Raw genomic sequence first — 18802 nt, 5'->3', positions numbered from 1 at the left:
ATCGGGTTTACCGCCACCGCCAAAATGGGTTGGAATGATTTCAGGAAGTAACGCATAATAATTGATGGTAAAAATCCAAAAAACAATCAACGTTAACAATCCTAACACTTCAACAGTTCGGTCAAAAGGCGTCAAGGGAAGTTTTAGAATGGGTCGGTCTGAGGTTGCCATTTAATTTTCTTTTTTAAGCAAATATTTTACCACGGTTTCAGCCGCATGCAATCCAAACAAACAAGGCATCCAACTGTTGGTCCCGTAAAACGATTTTTTAAAGTTGGTTCCATCTGTCATTTTTACACTGCTTTCATCTGGTCTTTCATAGGAATAAACAACTTTCACGCCGCTCGAAATACCTTCTTTTTTTAGACGCTTTCGCACCACTTTAGCTAACGGACAATAATCGGTTTTACGGATATCGGTCACTTTCACTTTAGAAGCGTCATACTTGCCACCGGCTCCCATATTGCTAATAACCTTTACGCCTTTTCGCTTGGCCGCCATGATTAAATTCAATTTCGGCGTTACACTGTCGATACAATCGAGAACATAATCAAAATCGGCTGTAACTATTTCTTTAGCTCTTTCGGGTGAGAGAAATTCTTGAACGGGCGTTAAATGCAACTCCGGATTGATGTCCATCAAACGTGCGGCCATCAAGCTGACTTTGGGCAATCCTACCGTAGAATGCAAAGCCGGTAATTGTCGGTTAATGTTCGTAATGTCGACTACATCACCATCAACTATGGTCATATTCCCTACTCCGGCTCGGGCCAAAAATTCAGCGGCAAACGAACCTACGCCACCCAATCCAACAACCAAAACATTGGCATTCTTTAAACGATTTAATCCTTCTTCTTTAAATAAAAGCTCCGCTCTTTCTTGCCACTTTGCCATTTTAATAACGAATTGTTAGTTTTGAATTGAAAGTTGCAAAAATAGGGAAAAATAAGGTTTGAATAAAGTCGTTATAAATGTTAAAAATCAGTTTTACTTCTTAAAAACGTTTTGCCAATTGGCTGCTACTTGTTGTTGTAATTCAGCTAAGGAAAGATTTTTAATTACTGCCGCTTTAGTGTAGACTTCCATCAAAGTTTCTTCAATAGTATCGGTCTCTAAGAAGAAACGACCATTAGGTACCGACCGGAACACTGAAGCTAATTCGGGATTGCGCAATAGGAATTTGCCAAACGATAAATAAAAGCCACAATCCAATAATGACTTGGCTGTTGCCTCATTTTTAGAAAATCCGTGTAAAATAACAGGCACTTTAATAGGTCGCTTTTTATGAATGGCAATCAATTCCTGATAAGCCGCAACCAAATGCAATACTAAAGGTTTACGGTACTTTTCGGCCAAGGCAATTTGTCTTTCAAAAACTACGGATTGCAAGGTCAATGGGATGTCGATTCGCTTGTCTAAGCCACATTCACCCAATGCCCAACATTCGGGTAATTGTAACTTTTGCTCTATGAAATGCAAATCGCTTTCCACTCGATTTTCGACTATATACCAAGGATGAATACCGATGGAATACTGCGGAATATCTGCAACAAACTCCCAAGGATATTGATTTACCAATTCGGTTATTTCCTGATTATTCGTAAAGCGATGCGTATGTAAGTTGTAAAACATTAGTCGTGGAATTTTTTCACACCTGCTAAAATTTCTATAGCCAAATCGTTCTCCAAAGGCACAATCGGACAAGAATATTTATAATTGTAAGCACAATATGGATTGTAAGCTTTGTTAAAATCGATAGTTACTGTTTTGGTTTTCGGAATCCTCATGTCTATATAACGACCGCCGATGTAGCTTTCCTTTCCGCAAGTCAGGTCGGAAAATGGCAAAAACAAATAATCTTCGTAGCCTTCTTTTTTACTCAATTCGATGTTTTGGTAAACATTTAGCTTAAATGATTTTCCGTCAATTTGGAACAACAATTCGCCATACTTCTTGTATTCGGGTAAACGAGTGGTAGAAGTTTTCATTTTGAAAACCTTTTCCTTAGGTGTTCTGACAAATTTAGCCTCTACTATAAACTTCTCATCAATGGGATAAAATTCCAGCGATTGGAATACTTTGAAATCTTCATCGGTGAGCGGACTTTCCTCACGAGTAGCAAATTCTTTGTTGAGATTGGCTTGAAATTCGGCTGCGGTTTCTTGAGACAACACCAAAGAAACATGCATTAACAGTAAAAAAGGAAGTAGTTTTTTCATCGGACACTTTTCAACAAAAATAACACAAAAAATGTTGGGAAACTCAGAAAGTTGTTGACTTCAAAAAGCAGGAACTTCGTACCTTTACTGCATCACCCGAGGCATTACCGACTTGTTCGGAGCGCAACGGAGAAAATCAATCCTCATGCTCGCAATCGCTTTCCAACGCTATATCAATAACTTCCGAGGTTTTTCCAGAGAAATTTGGATACTCACTCTGATTACTTTTATCAATCGCGCCGGTACTATGGTGCTACCGTTTCTGTCAAAATATTTGAAAGAAGATTTAGGTTTTAGTTACAGCCAAGTCGGCTGGATTATGGTTTGCTTCGGCATTGGCTCGATGTTGGGTTCTTGGTTAGGCGGTAAACTCTCGGATAAAATCGGATTCTACAAAATCATGATTTTCAGTTTGCTCACTAGCGGATTACTTTTTTTTGTCATACAGTTTGTCACCAGTTTTATTGGTCTTTGTATCAGTATGTTCCTGATTATGACCGTAGCAGATATGTACCGACCGGCGATGTTTGTCTCAATTGGCGCTTATGCCAAACCCGAAAACCGTACACGTGCGCTAACATTAGTGCGTTTGGCGATTAATTTAGGTTTCGCGGCCGGACCGGCTTTGGGTGGTTTGATTATTATGAGTATTGGTTACCAAGGCTTATTTTGGGTCGATGGTTTCAGTTGCATTATAGCCATTCTCATTTTTTGGATCAAAGTAAAAGAGAAGAAAAAATCAGCCTTTACCGACAAAGAACATCCCGGAGAAATATTGACCCATTCGGTTTTTAAAGACAAACCGTTTTGGCTGTTTTTGTTTACTTGCTTGGTTTCAGGGATATTATTTTTCCAAGTTTTTACCACTATTCCACTCTACCACCGAGAGCAATTTAATTTATCCGAATTCCAAACCGGATTATTGCTCACCATGAACGGCCTATTGGTTTTCTTTTGCGAAATGCCGATAGTAAGTTATGTGGAGAGAAAGAATATCAATAAAGTAAAGATGGTTACTTTAGGTTGTTTTCTCATGGCTATTAGCATGTTTTTGATGCTTATCAACACTTGGGTTGGCATTTTAACCATCATGATGTTGTTTATGACTTTTGCAGAAATGTTTGCTTTCCCGTTTTCGAATTCGGTTGCTTTGAGTCGCGCTCCCAAAGGTCACGAAGGTCGCTATATGGCCATTTATACCATGAGTTTCAGTTTGGCTCACATCCTGAGTGCCAAAGTAGGAATGGAAATTATTGAATACTATAAAACCGATGGCTACCAAATGAATTGGCTCTACATGGGAGCATTCGGATTGCTGGGCACAGCCTGTGGCTTTTGGGTATACAAACTCATCCAAGCTGAAAACAAACCATTGTAAATCAACTACTTTATCACGTAAATTCGCTTTAAAACTTAAAATTTAGTTAAATAACTATAAATTTAGTTGTGTAACTACGAAAATAGTTATAGGTTTGTTTTGTCCATTTGATAAAACGATTAAAACCATAACTATGCAAAAGTTAACCAACAAGGAAGAAGAAATCATGCAAATTTTGTGGAAGCTGAAAAAGGCTTTCGTGAAAGAAGTCTTAGCCGAAATCACCGAAGACCAACCGCACTACAATACACTTTCTACAATCATCAGAAATTTAGAAGACAAAGGTTTTGTTGGGCATACTGCTTTTGGCAATACCCACCAGTACTATCCTGTCGTAAAAATGGAAGAGTACAGAAAGCGATTTATGAATACAGCGATTGAAAATTATTTCAACAGCTCGTACAAAAACTTGGTTTCTTTTTTTGCAGAAGAAGAAAAAATTTCGGCCGAGGAACTCAGAGAAATTTTAGCCATCATCGAACAAAAGAAATGATATGGAAACCTTGTCCATCAACCTATTAAAGTCGAGCGCACTGATAGCTGCTTTTTATTTGGCCTATCATTTTTTGGTGCGCAAAGAGACTTTTTTCAACAGCAATCGTTGGTTTTTGTTGACCGGCTTGTTTACTGCGCTCCTACTGCCTTGGTTTAATATTACCAGAGTAGTTTATGTTGAAAAGCCTAAAATGGCGTTAGCTGATTTAGTGGTCTATTCCTCTCAGAATACGATGGCAACACCACGAGTTGCAACTCCTGAACCTTTCGATTGGATGTCGTTAGTTTGGTTTGGTTATTTGGCCATTGCTTTGTTTTTATTGGCCCGAATTGTAATCAATTTCACTTCATTGTTTCGAATGCTTTACAATCAGCAAAAAACTAAGAAAGAAGATTTTACCCTTGTTGATTTAAACCAAAATATAGCTCCTTTTTCATTTTTCAATTATATCGTTTACAATTCCTCACTGTACACACCCGAAGAATTGCAAAGCATACTGTTACACGAAAAAGTACACAGTCGCGAAAAACATTCCTTCGATGTTATGGTGGCCAAATTGTTCTGTATCATTTTTTGGTTCAATCCTTTTGTTTGGCTTTACAAAAAGGCCATTATCCAAAACTTGGAATACATAGCCGACCACAAAGCCGTACAGCAATTGGAAAATCCTAAAGTGTATCAAATGGCATTACTCAAAGCAATTTCTAATCAAAATTGCCTCTCAATTACCAATAATTTTTATCAATCATTAATCAAAAAACGAATCGTTATGTTAAACACCAATCAATCCCAACAAAGAAATGCTTGGAAATATTCCATCATCCTACCTGTTTTAATCGGTTTTGTGTTGCTTTTCCAAATCAAAACCATTGCCCAAGAAAAAATGGGTAATACCGTATTAAGTTAAACCAATCCTAAAGAAGAAGTACGTTTGGTAATTGACAAAAACACCTCTGATGCTGATCTTAAAAGAGAAGCCCAACGCTTAAAAGAAAAGCACGGTGTAACCTTGAAATATTCTAAAATCAAACGCAATGAAAATGGTGAGATTACCGGAATTAAAGTCGAGTTCAAAGACAAGAAAGGCAACAAAGGGGTATCACAAGTAGCCGGAAACGAGCCTATTACTCCTATTCATTTTTATAAAAACGAGGAAGCAATCGGATTTGGCAAACCAAGAGGAATGCGCGTTTATGCCAATGTTCCGGGAATGAAAACGAATGATAAAGAACCTTTTGTGTTCCACTTTGACGGCGATAGCTTGGCCGAGGTGAGTGATTTTAATTTTGACTTCGATTTCGAAATGCCGGAACATCCTGAATTCCCGGATATGCCCGAAATGCCCGAATTACCGGAAGCTTTCGCTTGGCACGGTGTGGATAAAGCCAATATCTTAATTCGCAAAGGTGTCCAAAAACCTTTGGTTATCATCAACGGCAAAGTGATTTCTGATGATAGTGAAATTGAAAAAGCCATTGAGGAAGCGGAAGCTAAAGGTGAATTTAATATCAAGATTGAAACTGATGGCAACGGTGAAGACAAACAAGTTTTCATCAATGGTGAAGACATTGCCAAAATCAGAAGTAATGCTATGAAAAACGCACAAATCCAAATCCAAAGAATGAAACCGGAAATACGCAAACAATTAAGCAAAAGCAGAGATCTTGTACGTAAAGAAATGCTTCGTGCCAGAGAGGAAATGGAAAAAGCCAGACCTGAAATGGAAAGAGCGCGTCGTGAAATGGAATTGTCAAAACCCGACATGGAAAAAGCAAAAGCCGAAATGGAAAAGGCCAAAGCAGAAATGCTGAAAGCCAAAGAAGAAATGATCAAGGCCAAAGCCGAATTGGAAAAAGCCAAAGCTGATTTGAAAAAGACCAGTCAAAAAAGTTAAAATTTTGTCAATCTCATCCGCTTGAATGACACAAGTTTATAAGTTTGATTAAAATCGTTTAACCATTCAATAAATTTTTAAACTGTATGAAAAAGTTGTTTAATCTGATAACCCTGTTGTTGTTAACTTCTTTATTTACTGTAGCTCAAACCAAGAGCCAATCCTTTTCTCTAAGCGATAAAAAAGCTAAAGACAATGTTGTAATGACTTGGAACAAAAATACACCCGAGCAGGAAATGAAAGACGATATTAAAGCTTTAAAAGCGTACGGTGTAACCATCAAATACAATAATATTAAGCGTAATGATAAAAATGAGATTACGGCTATAGAAGTGGCTTTTGAAGACCAAAGCGGTAGTAAAGGGAATTTGAGTTACAATTCGCCCAAACCGATACCAACCATTAGGTTCTATAAACAAGGAGAAGCTGTGGGATTCGGCGAACCTGAAAACGGTTTTGGCAATAACCCATTCATCAGCAGTTTTTCGGGAGATGATTTTATGAAAAATTTCCAATTCAATTTCGATAATGACAGCTTATCGGTGGATAAATTTGATTTCAAATTGCCTGACGGTAAAGGTTTCGGACAAGCGAAATCCAGAATCAAAATCTTAAGAGATGACAAAAAGCCGCTGGTAATTGAAGACGGAAAAGTAATTGAAGGCGGCGAAGACTATACCCAAGAAGAATTAGATGAAATTCATAAAAACAACCAAAACGACTTGTTTTCGAAAAGAGAATTTCCCGGTTTTAATTTCAACGGAAATGACGATATCGCGGAGCAAATGAAAAAAATGCAAGAGCAAATTGACCGGTTGATGAAACACAATAAATTGGAAAATGAAGAGTCAACCGACAAGGATTTAGAAGATTCCAAGAAAGAATTGGAAAAAGCCAAAAAAGAATTAGAAGAAGCCCGAAAAGAACTCAAAAAAACCAAATCGAGTTTAAAAACACAAAAGGCTTAAAAGAGAAAACCGCTTAAAGCGGTTTTTTTTATTTTTGTACCAAATACAAAGACATGTACAAACTCTTAGCTAAACTAAATAAACTCCTCTTACCCAGCTTCACCAAGCAAAGATTAGATCCGGCCAAAGCGAAGAAATGGCAATTGGCTATATTGGCTTGGCGGTATTATGTCACTACTAAGGCTCTGCAGAAGAATAAATAAAGAAGATACTTTCAACAGGATTAAATATCCTGCAAAGCTCCTCCCGAAGCTTCGGGATTGAAAATCCTATAAAACAAAAAAAATGATCAAGCGTGCTTGTCATTTTATCGTTCGTCCAACAATAACTTAAATTAAACAGGATTACATATCCTGGCAAAGCTCCACTTTGAAAATCCTATAAAACAAAAAAATGATCAAGCGAGCTTGTCATTTTTTTTTATTTTATAGCATTTATTCGTGACCTCGACAGGATTCAAACCTGTAACCTTCTGAGCCGTAATCAGATGCGCTATTCAGTTGCGCCACGAGGCCTTTTTGTGGGTGCAAATATAGACATATTTGATAAACTTGCAAATCAAAAATGATTTAAAAATTAAAAAAGATGACAAAAATTTGCAACTGACTGGTTATTAAAGCTACTACACTTTAACTGCCTTCCATTTTCCTTTTTTGAAAAAATAATAAGCCAATAATGCCAATACGGTTTCGGCTGTTGGAATAGCAATAAACGCTCCAACCGGTCCCAGTTCCGAATAAACCGCCAAAAACCAAGCTAACGGAATTTGTATCATCCAAAAACAAAAAACATTAATCCATGTGGGAGTTTGGGTATCTCCGGCACCGTTTAATGCTTGTATCATTACCATTCCGATACCATAAAAAACATAACCTAATCCGATAATGCGCAAGGCTTTACTTCCATAAGCCAATATAACTTCGTCAGCGGTATAAAAACTGATTATCCATTCAGAAAATACCACAAAAAGCAAAGTCACCAAACTCATGAAAATCACGTTGTATTTGGTAGTCAACATCACACTTTGCTGGGCGCGTTCCGGCTGCTGAGCGCCTAAATTCTGACCTACTAAAGTGGCTGCCGCATTGCTCAAACCCCAAGCCGGTAGAATAAAGAAAACCACATTTCGTATCGCTATCTGATAACCGGCACTCGCATCGGTACTGCCGGTGATTGATACAATGTAAGTTAGGACTATCCAGCTTCCGCTTTGGATGAAAAACTGTAACATGGCCGGCATAGAAATCGTCAATAACGATTTGATGATTTCAAAATTGGGTTTGAAATACTGACGGTAAATGGTAATGGTTCGGCTTTTGAAAAACAAATGATAACACTGGTAAAAAACGCCTATAGTTCTGCCTACTGCCGTTGCTATCGCAGCGCCTTTCAATCCTAGCTCGGGAAAAGGACCGTAACCGTAAATTAAAATCGGACATAAAATAATATTGATGATACTCGCCAACCACAAACTTCGCATGGCCATGGCTGCATCGCCTGCGCCTCTGAAAATTCCGTTGATTAAAAACAATAAGATAATAGCCGGACTACTGGCAAAAATAATTTGAGCAAAAATGGTACCTTCGAAAATCACTTCCGGTTGCGCACCCATTAAGGTCAAAATATCAGCCGCAAAATAGACTCCCGCTAAAGCTACAGCTATCGAAACCAACACAGAAACCCAAATGGCTTGAGCACCCGATTTAGAAGCTTCGGTAAAATCTTTCTCTCCTACTCTACGTGCTACTATGGCTGTGGCGCCAACACTTAACCCTATTCCTATGGTATAAACCAAGGAAATCACTGCTTCGGTCAAACCTACTGTAGCTACTGCCACATCGGCATTGGGCAAATGTCCCACAAAATAAATATCGACTACAGCAAAAACCGACTCTAAACTCAATTCCAAAATCATTGGAATCGCCAATAAAAGAATCGCTGTTTTTACATTGCCTTGGGTATAGTCGTGCTCTTCTCCTTTGAGCGACTGTTTGATTAAATGAAAAAGTCTTATGACTTTGTTTTGATGAATTGACATGATGATTGATGGATTATTGTCATCAAAAATAAGTTTTTAAAGGAAATAGTAAGTCAAATCACTATTAATTTATAAGATAATGGTCATTTATAACCTTTCGGATAGAAACAAAACCGATGGCATCCAATACAATTTCATTGCGCTTTAACCAAACCAAGTCCTGAATTTCATCTTTGGCCTTTACGGCAATAGTATCTGAACTCAACTTACATTCATAAAATATATCCAGCGTTCGATAAGCTACATTTTTATACAAATAATCATTCGGAGTAGTAGTTACATACCGCAAATCACTCGGATTAATTTCATACCCTAACTCTTCTTCAATTTCTCTGCAAGCCGCTTGTTCCGCAGTTTCTCCGGGATCGATAAAACCGCCCGGTAAATCGAGCTTGCCCTTGTCCGGATTAACATTTCTGACTGTAAACAAAATTTTCTCTTCGAATATAAAAACCAGTGCTACGGCTGCCGCAATGTTGTGATACAATACAAAATCACAATCCTTACAACAAAATTTGAAATTGTTGATGTACTCAAAGTTTGTCGAGCTGCAACTCGGACAATAATTAAAAAAAGCGGTACCTACTGTCATGATGGTAATTTTAGAGAAAACTTTATTGTTTTGGCGGCAACCAAATGTACTATTATCTTTTGTGAGTTGCTTTAAAAACGAAGATACTCGCTTAAATTTTATCAACAATCGTAAGCTGAGATTTGGCGTTTTATTTAGTAGATTTACCGCTAAAATTTCCATTATGGCTTCCGATTATATTTTGGATCAAGAATTTCAGTTTGACATTTTTGACGACGACAATACCCAATATAAAGAATTTGAGAATTGTACGTTCCGCCACTGCGACTTTACAAATTGCACATTCAAAACCATTTCGTTTGTCGATTGTACTTTTTTCGATTGCAATTTCAAAGATGCTAAAATCAACTATGTTTCGCTGCGTGGCGTTTGGTTTAATAAATGCAATTTTACCAATGTCAATTTTGCCATGACAGATCAAGTAATTTATGAATTTCACTTCAAGGATTGTTTACTGGATTATGCGAAGTTTTACGCTTTAAAGCTCCGCAAAATGCAATTCATCAACTGCAGTATGATAGCTGTAGATTTTATGGGTTGTGATTTAACCGAAGTCTTATTCGATAACTGTAATTTGAGAAGAGCTGTATTTATCGACACCATTGCCAACAAAGCTGATTTCTCAACCAGCTATGAATATGCGTTTGATCCGGAAAAAAACAAAATCAAAAAAGCCATCTTTAGTACGGATGGCTTGAAGGGATTGTTGGAAAAATATGATATTGTGGTAAAGGATTAACCATGTACCGTTTCTTTGGTCCCGTAATTGGCAATCACTTTGGCTTCAAAATCCAACCATTCCTGCCATCGTTTTTCTACATTAACTGTTTCGGAATACTTTCGTGCAAAATTGATAAATGTAGTATAATGTGAAGCCTCGCTTTCCATCAAATTACGATAAAACTTAGCCAGTTCGGCATCTTTAATGTTTTCTGATAATACTTTGAAACGTTCACAACTTCTGGCTTCAATCATGGCGGCAAATAGTAATCGTTCTATTAATCCACTTTCTCGGCTACCATCTGAAGATTGTTTCATATACTTGGCCAATTCGTTAACATAATCGTCTTTGCGTTCACGCTCCAATACTAAGCCTCGTTTTTTGATAATATCATGAACCATTTTGAAATGTTCCATTTCTTCTATGGAGATGGCCAACATGGCCGTAACTAAATCTTCCTTTTCAGAATTATTGATGATCAGATTGATAGCATTTGTGGCTGCTTTTTGTTCGCACCATGCATGATCACTGAGAATTTCACCAATGTTCGTTTCTACTATATTAACCCATCTGGGGTCGGTTGGCAATTTTAATTTTAGTACTGACATAACTGTAACTTAAAAAAACCTTCAAAATTGCTCTTGAAGGTTTTAATTATAAAGATTGTAATGTGTTTTTAATAAACGAAAATCGCTCTTTCGCTCATCATTTCATTGACTTCGTCTGCAATTTCTTCTAACAAATCATCGTTAGTAGCATTGTTGATTACGCGGTCTATTAAATCTACTATAGTTTCCATATCGCTTTCCACCAAACCACGCGTGGTAATAGCAGGCGTTCCGACACGAATTCCGGAAGTTACAAATGGTGATTTATCGTCGAAAGGCACCATATTTTTGTTTACAGTAATTTCAGCTTTGCCTAAAGCGATTTCAGCATCTTTCCCGGTGATGTTTTTGTTTCTCAAATCGATTAACATCATATGATTATCCGTTCCACCTGATATTAGATTATAACCTCTTTTTACAAAGGCCTCCGCCATGGCTTTGGCATTTTTTTGTACTTGTAAAGCGTAAGTAAAGAACTCGTCTGATAAAGCTTCTCCAAAAGCAACTGCTTTAGCGGCAATAATATGCTCTAACGGTCCGCCTTGGTTACCCGGGAAAACCGACATATCCAAAACATGCGACATCATTCTGATTTCTCCCTTAGGCGTAGTTAATCCCCACGGATTTTCGAAATCTTTCCCCATCATAATCATTCCGCCTCTTGGTCCGCGTAAGGTTTTGTGCGTAGTTGTAGTTACGATATGACAATGTGGAATCGGATCGTTCATCAACCCCTTGGCAATTAAACCGGCAGGATGCGAAATATCGGCCAATAACAAAGCCCCAACGCTGTCCGCGATTTCACGGAAACGTTTAAAATCCATGTCACGGGAATACGCCGAAGCACCTGCTATAATCATTTTAGGTTGCTCTTTAGTGGCAATTTCCTGAATCTTGTCATAGTTCAACACTCCGGTTTCTTTTTCTACTCCGTAAAATACAGGATTGTACAATTTTCCGGAGAAATTTACCGGTGAACCGTGCGTTAAGTGACCACCGTGTGACAAATCGAATCCCAGAATTTTATCACCCGGTTTCAAACAAGCAGCAAAAACAGCAGTATTGGCTTGAGAACCTGAGTGAGGTTGCACGTTGGCGTATTCTGCACCAAACAAAGCTTTGGCTCTGTCGATGGCAATTTGCTCAATAACATCCACTACTTCACAGCCTCCATAATATCGCTTTCCGGGATAGCCTTCCGCATACTTATTAGTTAGTACAGAACCGGCAGCTTCCATTACTTGATCACTCACAAAGTTCTCAGAAGCAATAAGTTCAATTCCCTGAATTTGTCTGTCTTGTTCTTCAAGGATTAAGTCAAAAATTTGTTCGTCGCGTTGCATTTCAATATATTTCGTTAAATTGAGGTCAAAATTACGAAAATCGTTTGTTAAATTAATAGTTAATGATATATTTGATTGCTAATTTTTCAACAACTAAATCAACAGCATCATGCCAAATTCAACCAACGATCCCAATCGAAAATCATGGCTTAACGTTCCAGAGAACAGTGACTTCCCTATCCAAAATATTCCGTTCGGTGTTTTTTTAACCAAAGATGATGTCATTACCATCGGAACCAGAATTGGAGACTATGCCATCGACTTAGGTGCTTTGCAACAACTAAACTATTTTGAAGGCATTGATTTGACCGATGACATGTTCATGCAAGATACCTTAAATGATTTTATTTCCGACGGCAAAAAAACTTGGCGTTTGGTGCGAAATCGCATCGGTGATATTTTCGACAGCAACAATCCAAAACTTAGAGACAATCCGGAACATAGAGAAATTGTCATTTTCACCATGGATGAAGTAGAAATGCAATTGCCGGTTTTAATTGGCGATTACACTGATTTTTACTCTAGTAAAGAACACGCCACCAATGTAGGTAAAATGTTCCGCGACCCGGCGAATGCTTTGTTGCCAAACTGGTTGCACATTCCCGTTGGCTATCACGGTAGAAGTTCCACGATCATTCCATCGGGCATTCCGGTTCACAGACCTATGGGACAAACTTTACCTAATGGCGAAACGACACCGGTTTTCGGTCCATCGCGCTTAGTCGATTTCGAATTGGAAACAGCTTTTATCACCACCGATGCCAACATCATGGGAGAAAATATTCCGGTTAATGAAGCCGAGGATTACATTTTTGGAATGGTTTTACTCAATGACTGGAGTGCGCGCGACATTCAAAAATGGGAATATGTACCACTCGGACCATTCTTAGCCAAAAACTTTGCGTCTTCCATTTCACCTTGGATTGTAACGATGGATGCTTTAGAACCTTTCCGATGCAAAGGTCCGGTACAGGAACCAACACCACTGCCCTATTTACAACAAAAAGGAAAACACGCTTTCGATATCAACTTGGAAGTTTACATTGAACCTGAAAACGCTGAGCCGACTTTGGTTTCCAAATCCAATTTCAAATACATGTATTGGTCAATGTCACAACAATTAGCGCATCATACTTCCAACGGTTGCCGTGTGAACTCGGGAGATATGATGGGTTCGGGAACCATTTCGGGACCAACACCTGACAGTTTCGGTTCGATGTTGGAGCTGACTTGGGGAGGCAAAAATCCATTAATCATGAGCGACGGCACTGAGCGTAAATTTATTAATGATAATGATACGGTAACCATCAAAGGCCATTGTCAAAACAGTTCGGTTCGTATTGGTTTTGGTGAAGTGAGTACTAAACTTTTACCGCCGTTCGTTAGAAAATAGTTTACAATTTCAATGACAATCTCAATTTCAAAATTTAAAACAAACAACAACACAATTTAATTCATAATGAAAAATACAGCTTTAACACACGTTCATGAAAAATTAGGTGCTAAAATGGTCCCGTTTGCCGGATACAATATGCCGGTACAATATGAAGGTGTGAATGCCGAACATGAAACGGTAAGAAACGGAGTAGGTGTTTTTGACGTTTCTCACATGGGAGAATTTTTACTAACCGGTGAAAACGCTTTGGCACTAATCCAAAAAGTGACTTCAAACGACGCTTCGGTTTTGGAAATTGGTCGTGCACAATATTCTTGCTTGCCGAATAATGAAGGTGGAATTGTTGACGATTTAATCGTTTACCGCATGAAAGAAGACCAATATTTATTGGTTGTCAATGCTTCTAATATCGACAAAGATTGGAACTGGATTGCATCACACAACGATTTAGGGGTTAACATGCTCAACTTGTCCGACGATTATTCATTGTTGGCTATTCAAGGACCAAAAGCCGTGGAAGCTATGCAATCCTTAACCAGTGTTGACTTAGCCGCTATTAAATATTACCATTTTGAAGTAGGACCGTTTGCCGGAATCGACAATGTAATCATCTCCGCTACGGGTTATACCGGTTCGGGCGGATTTGAAATCTATTGCAAGAACTCAGAAGTAGAACAAGTTTGGCATAAAGTTTTTGAAGCCGGAGACGCATTCGGTATCAAACCAATTGGCTTGGCAGCACGCGATACACTTCGTTTGGAAATGGGATTCTGCTTGTATGGTAACGATATCAACGACACCACTTCACCTATTGAAGCCGGTTTGGGTTGGATTACCAAATTCACCAAAGAATTCACCAATTCAGAAAACCTGAAAAAGCAAAAAGAAACAGGTGTAACTCGCAAACTTATCGGTTTTGAATTAATCGAAAGAGGTATTCCAAGACACGATTACGAAATTGTGGATGCTAACGGGAATAATATCGGTATCGTAACTTCCGGAACTATGGCGCCATCGTTAGGTAAAGGAATCGGCATGGGTTATGTAGCTACAGAGTTTGCTGCAGTTGACTCGGAAATCTTCATCCAAATCAGAAATAATAAAGTAAAGGCTAAAGTAGTTAAAATGCCTTTCTACAAAAAATAATAATGTGAACAAATCCTTAGTTGCTTTTTTAGTTTTTCCTCTCTTTCTCTTTGGGCAAACCGAAAAGAATCCTTGTGAAACCCTATCAAAGATTAACAAACTCATACAGGATTATCACTATAAGCCTAAACCGATAGACGACAGTTTATCGGTTTATGTTTTTAAAACTTTTTTGAGTCGCCTGGATGAAGACAATAGATTATTTATCGCATCCGAAATCAAAGTGCTCGAAAAGCACCAATACCAAATTGACGATTACATCAACAACAATTCTTGTTCCTTTTTAGAAAACTTTTATTCGGCTTACACCAACACCACAGCGCGATACAAAAGACTTTTGGAGACCATCAAAAAGGAACCGTTTCCGTTGAGCAGTTCAGAACAAGTACAATTTTCCCGCAATGCTTTTCCGTATGCCAAAGACGAAAAGGAGCTGCAACATCTTTACAAAAAAAGACTGTTATTTAATGTTTTGCGAGACGTTGCCGAATTAAGTACCAATAAAGATTCACTTACCCAGCACTTCGATAAGTTGGCCAGTGAAAGTAAAACCAAAGTATTTGAGAAATACGAATGTAAAATCGAAAGTTACACTTTAACCAAAAGCGAATTCTACAGTTTGTTTTTCAGTACCTTCTGCTCCTACTTTGATCCGCACACCGATTTTTTCTCGGAGAGCGACAAATCTTCCTTTTACGCCAATGTAAGTTCCGACAATATGACGTTTGGCTTTTACATAGCTATGACGGAAAAAGATGAAGTTACAGTAGAAGAAATTATTCCCGGAAGTTCGGCATATTTCACCGAAAAAATAGACAAGGGCGATCAGCTACTAAAAGTGGTTCATCAAAATAACGAGTACCATATTGCCTGTTCGTCGATGAAGAAAATAGAAGAAATTATCAGCTCTAAAGAATATACTTCTGCCGACTTCACTTTTCGAAAAAAGAGCGGCGAGATTTACAGCGTTCGACTGAACAAAAAAGTCATGAAAGACTATCAGAACAACGTATACAGTTTCAAGCTCAAAAAAGGCAATGATTATTTTGGTTATATCCGAATTCCGAGTTTTTATGCTACTTTCGAAAACGGAAAATCCAGTGTAAGTAATGATGTAGCCAAAGAGGTTTATAAACTTAAAGAAGATGGTGTTAGCGGAATTATAATCGACATCCAAAACAACGGTGGCGGTTCGATGGAAGAAGCTATTCGATTGAGCGGTCTTTTTATTGATGTTGGTCCGCTAGCCGTAATGAGCGACGGAAAACAAAAAAGAGAAATCCTCAAAGACCAAAATCGCGGCACCATTTACAACGGTCCGATGATCGTGATGATTAACGGCTTCTCGGCATCGGCCAGCGAATTTTTTGCCAACGCCATGCAAGATTACAACCGAGCCCTGATTGTAGGGAATCGCTCTCAAGGCAAAGCTTCCATGCAACGCATTATTCCCATCGATAATAAAAACCAGGAGTTCGTAAAGCTTACACTCGAAAAATTTTACCGCATCACCGGAAAGAGCAATCAATATATAGGTATAACGCCCGATGTCGAAATTCCGCTTTTATTCGACAAACAAATGCCGCGAGAAGACCATAACAAAACAGCGCTAAAAAACGATGTTCTCACCATCACTTTAAAATACAATCGTTTGCCAGACGATGGATTGAAATCGAAAATAATCCAATCGAGTCAGACTCGCATTCAAAATAATACTTATGCCAAACAAATTAACGAACTCAACGCTAAAATCAATCCTTTGTTTGAGAACGACTTACCTCCTATTACCCTGCAGTTTTCAGCAGTTTTTGATGATGTAAATAAAATTAATTCGCTTTGGAAAAACATCAAAAATACAGGAGAACAAGAGCAAGAAATTTCTATCGTACAAAATTCCATCGATCTTGAAAATCAGCAATTCGACGAGTATTTAAAAAGCACCAACCTCGAGAGAAGTAAAACCATCAAACAAAATTATCATATCGCTGAAGCGTTGCAAATCTTGCACGACAGCCTTAACCTTAAACCTTAATTTATGAAAAACTGTCTGCTTATTGTCGCACTGTTTTGTTTCAGTATTAGTGTGAACGCCCAAGAATTCAAAAATCCGGTGGAATACCTGAACTACATCGGAAAAGAACAAGAAAACATTTCCAAAAGCATGTGGAAATACACTTCGGCCGTAGCCCATTCCAAAAGTGCACGCCGCATAGACAATACCCGTAAATTATTGGTTAAGAGCATCCAAACTGCCGCAAAAAAAATCGCTGCTTTAAAAGACGGTTACCAAGGTGATATCGAATACCGAAACCAAATTTTGGAATATTTGGCAATTTCGGAGAAAAACATCAACGAAGAATACGATAAGATTATCAACATGCAGGAAGTGGCCGAACAATCTTATGACGCCATGGAAGCCTATATCATGACACGCGATTTGGTCAACAAAAAGATTGATGCCGAAAACGAGAAAGCCGAATTAGCCCAAAAGAATTTCTGTACCAAATACAACATCAAATTATCGGAAAACACGAGTGAATTAGGTAAAAAAATCAAAATCTCCAACGATGTTTTCGCTTACCATACGGAACTTTATCTGATTTTCTTTAAAACCAACATAACCGATTTGTATTTGTCCAATGCCATACAGAAGAACGACATTGCCGGCATCCAACAAAATGCAGCCACTTTGGTGCAATATGCCAACGAAGGTTTGGAAAAACTAAAAGCAATTAAACCTTTTGGCTCAGATAATTCAATGGTTTTAATCACCAAAAAAACCTTAGAATTTTACAAAAAACAAGGAGAACAATTTGTACCGAAAGTAATTGACTTTATGATGTTCAACGAAAAGTTTGAAACTGCTAAAAAATCACTCGAATCCAAATCGGATAAAGACCGAACCAAAGAAGAAATTGACAGTTACAACGCCATGGTGAAACAGGTTAACAAAGAAATCGACACCTACAATAAAATCAACAATACTAATTATCAAGAAAAAAACACCCTAATTAACCAATGGAATGCTACCGGCGATACTTTCATTTCCGCACATGTTCCAATGGGATAATTTGTAATACCTATCATTTGTATTAATCGATTAATACTTTATTTTTGCACTCAAATTAAAACAAATTCTATCAGCAATGGGAAGAGCATTTGAATTTAGAAAAGGAAGAAAAATGAAACGTTGGGCTGCTATGGCCAAAGCGTTTACTCGCATCGGAAAAGATATCGTGATGGCGGTGAAAGAAGGCGGACCAAACCCGGAATCCAATTCGCGTTTGAGAGCAGTCATGCAAAATGCCAAAGCGGCCAATATGCCCAAGGAAAACGTTGAACGCGCCATTAAAAAAGCTACCGATAAAGATACAGCCAACTATAAAGAAGTATTATTTGAAGGTTATGCGCCTCACGGGATTGCTGTTCTAATCGAAACGGCGACCGACAACAATAACCGTACAGTAGCTAATATTCGCAGCTACTTCAACAAATGTAACGGTACTTTAGGAACACAAGGTTCAGTAGAATTCATGTTCGATCACACTTGTAACTTCCGCATTCCGGCAGCCGGACAAGATGTAGAAGAATTAGAATTGGAAATGATTGATTTTGGTGTAGAAGAAATTTTTGCCGATGAAGAAGACGGTATCGTCATGTACGCGCCTTTCGAAAGCTTCGGTGCCATCCAAAAAGAATTGGAAAACCGCGGTTTGGAAATTTTATCATCCGGTTTCGAGAGAATTCCGCAAATCACCAAAGAGTTGACCGAAGAGCAAATAGCCGATGTTGAAAAACTATTGGAAAAAATTGAGGAAGACGACGACGTGATGAACGTTTACCACACCATGAAAGAGTAATATTCGAAATTAAAAATTATATATAAATCGCTGAGCTTTTGCTTGGCGATTTTTGGTTTTAGGAGCAGCACCATAATCATTTTTTAAAACCCTGCTCCCGCTATCCGCGCTACACGGTAGCTCGCTACTATCGGGGCTAAATT

The 18802-nt window shown here is 38.3% G+C and carries 20 protein-coding genes and 1 tRNA gene; 12 read left to right on the top strand and 9 right to left on the bottom strand.

The genetic code is table 11. The features are described 5' to 3' along the window. The 4 genes from Q0M21_RS12355 to Q0M21_RS06075 form a co-directional block, all read right to left on the bottom strand. The coding region (locus Q0M21_RS12355; RefSeq protein ID WP_367273711.1) for a DUF1648 domain-containing protein at window positions 1–171 on the bottom strand (171 nt) is incomplete at its 3' end. Then, complete coding sequence (locus Q0M21_RS06085) at window positions 172–894, bottom strand: tRNA threonylcarbamoyladenosine dehydratase (RefSeq protein WP_295335705.1); 723 nt, start codon at window positions 892–894, stop codon at window positions 172–174. 93 nt (window positions 895–987) lie between these two features. Then, entirely contained in the window at window positions 988–1632 is a 645-nt protein-coding gene (locus tag Q0M21_RS06080) for a TatD family hydrolase (protein WP_295335703.1), read from the bottom strand. After that, window positions 1632–2219, bottom strand: coding sequence for a DUF1684 domain-containing protein (locus Q0M21_RS06075; RefSeq protein ID WP_295335701.1), 588 nt, complete (start codon window positions 2217–2219; stop codon window positions 1632–1634). The genes Q0M21_RS06080 and Q0M21_RS06075 overlap by 1 nt, the downstream gene beginning before the upstream one ends. A gap of 145 nt (window positions 2220–2364) precedes the next feature. On the opposite strand from Q0M21_RS06075, the gene Q0M21_RS06070 reads away from it, so the two are divergent. From Q0M21_RS06070 to Q0M21_RS06045, 6 genes are all read left to right on the top strand, one after another. Further along, a complete protein-coding gene (locus Q0M21_RS06070; protein ID WP_295335699.1) occupies window positions 2365–3597 on the top strand; it encodes an MFS transporter in 1233 nt (410 codons plus the stop codon). A gap of 133 nt (window positions 3598–3730) precedes the next feature. Beyond that, window positions 3731–4090, top strand: a complete 360-nt coding sequence (locus tag Q0M21_RS06065; RefSeq protein ID WP_295335697.1) for a BlaI/MecI/CopY family transcriptional regulator — start codon at window positions 3731–3733, stop codon at window positions 4088–4090. Window position 4091: 1 nt separating this feature from the next. Beyond that, window positions 4092–5000, top strand: coding sequence for a M56 family metallopeptidase (locus tag Q0M21_RS06060; protein ID WP_295335695.1), 909 nt, complete (start codon window positions 4092–4094; stop codon window positions 4998–5000). 24 nt (window positions 5001–5024) lie between these two features. Further along, entirely contained in the window at window positions 5025–5987 is a 963-nt protein-coding gene (locus tag Q0M21_RS06055) for a hypothetical protein (RefSeq protein ID WP_295335692.1), read from the top strand. Window positions 5988–6073: 86 nt separating this feature from the next. Continuing rightward, a complete protein-coding gene (locus Q0M21_RS06050; protein ID WP_295335690.1) occupies window positions 6074–6955 on the top strand; it encodes a hypothetical protein in 882 nt (293 codons plus the stop codon). A gap of 53 nt (window positions 6956–7008) precedes the next feature. After that, on the top strand, window positions 7009–7158 hold the full coding sequence (locus Q0M21_RS06045) for an SsrA-binding protein (protein ID WP_295335687.1): 150 nt from the start codon (window positions 7009–7011) through the stop codon (window positions 7156–7158). Window positions 7159–7396: 238 nt separating this feature from the next. Here Q0M21_RS06045 and Q0M21_RS06040 read toward each other — a convergent pair. The 3 genes from Q0M21_RS06040 to Q0M21_RS06030 all read right to left on the bottom strand — a co-directional run bounded on the left by Q0M21_RS06040 (window position 7397) and on the right by Q0M21_RS06030 (window position 9585). Beyond that, a tRNA-Arg gene (locus Q0M21_RS06040) sits at window positions 7397–7470 on the bottom strand. Between the two features lie 107 nt (window positions 7471–7577). Beyond that, a complete protein-coding gene (locus Q0M21_RS06035; protein ID WP_295335685.1) occupies window positions 7578–8993 on the bottom strand; it encodes an MATE family efflux transporter in 1416 nt (471 codons plus the stop codon). A 64-nt stretch (window positions 8994–9057) separates the two neighbouring features. Further along, entirely contained in the window at window positions 9058–9585 is a 528-nt protein-coding gene (locus Q0M21_RS06030) for an NUDIX domain-containing protein (RefSeq protein ID WP_295335682.1), read from the bottom strand. Between the two features lie 163 nt (window positions 9586–9748). Between Q0M21_RS06030 and Q0M21_RS06025 the strand changes: the two genes are divergently transcribed. Beyond that, window positions 9749–10324, top strand: coding sequence for a pentapeptide repeat-containing protein (locus Q0M21_RS06025; RefSeq protein WP_295335679.1), 576 nt, complete (start codon window positions 9749–9751; stop codon window positions 10322–10324). On the opposite strand, the gene Q0M21_RS06020 is transcribed toward Q0M21_RS06025, so the two are convergent. Together Q0M21_RS06020 and glyA are read right to left on the bottom strand one after the other, a co-directional pair. Next, on the bottom strand, window positions 10321–10914 hold the full coding sequence (locus tag Q0M21_RS06020; protein WP_295335676.1) for a tRNA-(ms[2]io[6]A)-hydroxylase: 594 nt from the start codon (window positions 10912–10914) through the stop codon (window positions 10321–10323). The two genes, Q0M21_RS06025 and Q0M21_RS06020, sit on opposite strands and share 4 nt — an antisense overlap. 68 nt (window positions 10915–10982) lie before the next feature. Continuing rightward, window positions 10983–12257 (bottom strand): serine hydroxymethyltransferase, encoded by a 1275-nt coding sequence (glyA, locus tag Q0M21_RS06015; RefSeq protein WP_295335673.1) that lies wholly within the window; start codon window positions 12255–12257, stop codon window positions 10983–10985. A gap of 109 nt (window positions 12258–12366) precedes the next feature. Between glyA and fahA the strand changes: the two genes are divergently transcribed. The 5 genes from fahA (at window position 12367) to Q0M21_RS05990 (ending at window position 18659) form a co-directional block, all read left to right on the top strand. After that, window positions 12367–13650, top strand: a complete 1284-nt coding sequence (fahA, locus tag Q0M21_RS06010; protein WP_295335670.1) for a fumarylacetoacetase — start codon at window positions 12367–12369, stop codon at window positions 13648–13650. A 66-nt stretch (window positions 13651–13716) separates the two neighbouring features. Next, complete coding sequence (gene gcvT, locus Q0M21_RS06005; protein ID WP_295335667.1) at window positions 13717–14799, top strand: glycine cleavage system aminomethyltransferase GcvT; 1083 nt, start codon at window positions 13717–13719, stop codon at window positions 14797–14799. 4 nt (window positions 14800–14803) lie between these two features. After that, window positions 14804–16831: a S41 family peptidase gene (locus Q0M21_RS06000; protein ID WP_295335664.1), complete on the top strand. Its 2028-nt coding sequence runs from the start codon at window positions 14804–14806 to the stop codon at window positions 16829–16831. Window positions 16832–16834: 3 nt separating this feature from the next. After that, window positions 16835–17869 carry a hypothetical protein gene (locus tag Q0M21_RS05995; protein ID WP_295335661.1) on the top strand — a complete coding sequence of 345 codons (1035 nt, stop codon included), beginning with the start codon at window positions 16835–16837 and terminating at the stop codon, window positions 17867–17869. A 76-nt stretch (window positions 17870–17945) separates the two neighbouring features. Then, window positions 17946–18659 carry a YebC/PmpR family DNA-binding transcriptional regulator gene (locus Q0M21_RS05990; RefSeq protein ID WP_295335659.1) on the top strand — a complete coding sequence of 238 codons (714 nt, stop codon included), beginning with the start codon at window positions 17946–17948 and terminating at the stop codon, window positions 18657–18659. Window positions 18660–18802 lie beyond the last annotated feature (143 nt).

This window comes from Flavobacterium sp., from assembly GCF_024710485.1.
Taxonomy (GTDB): Bacteria; Bacteroidota; Bacteroidia; order Flavobacteriales; family Flavobacteriaceae; genus Flavobacterium.
The sequence above is the reverse complement of the archived record's forward strand: the minus strand, read 5'-3'. Positions and strand labels throughout refer to the sequence as shown.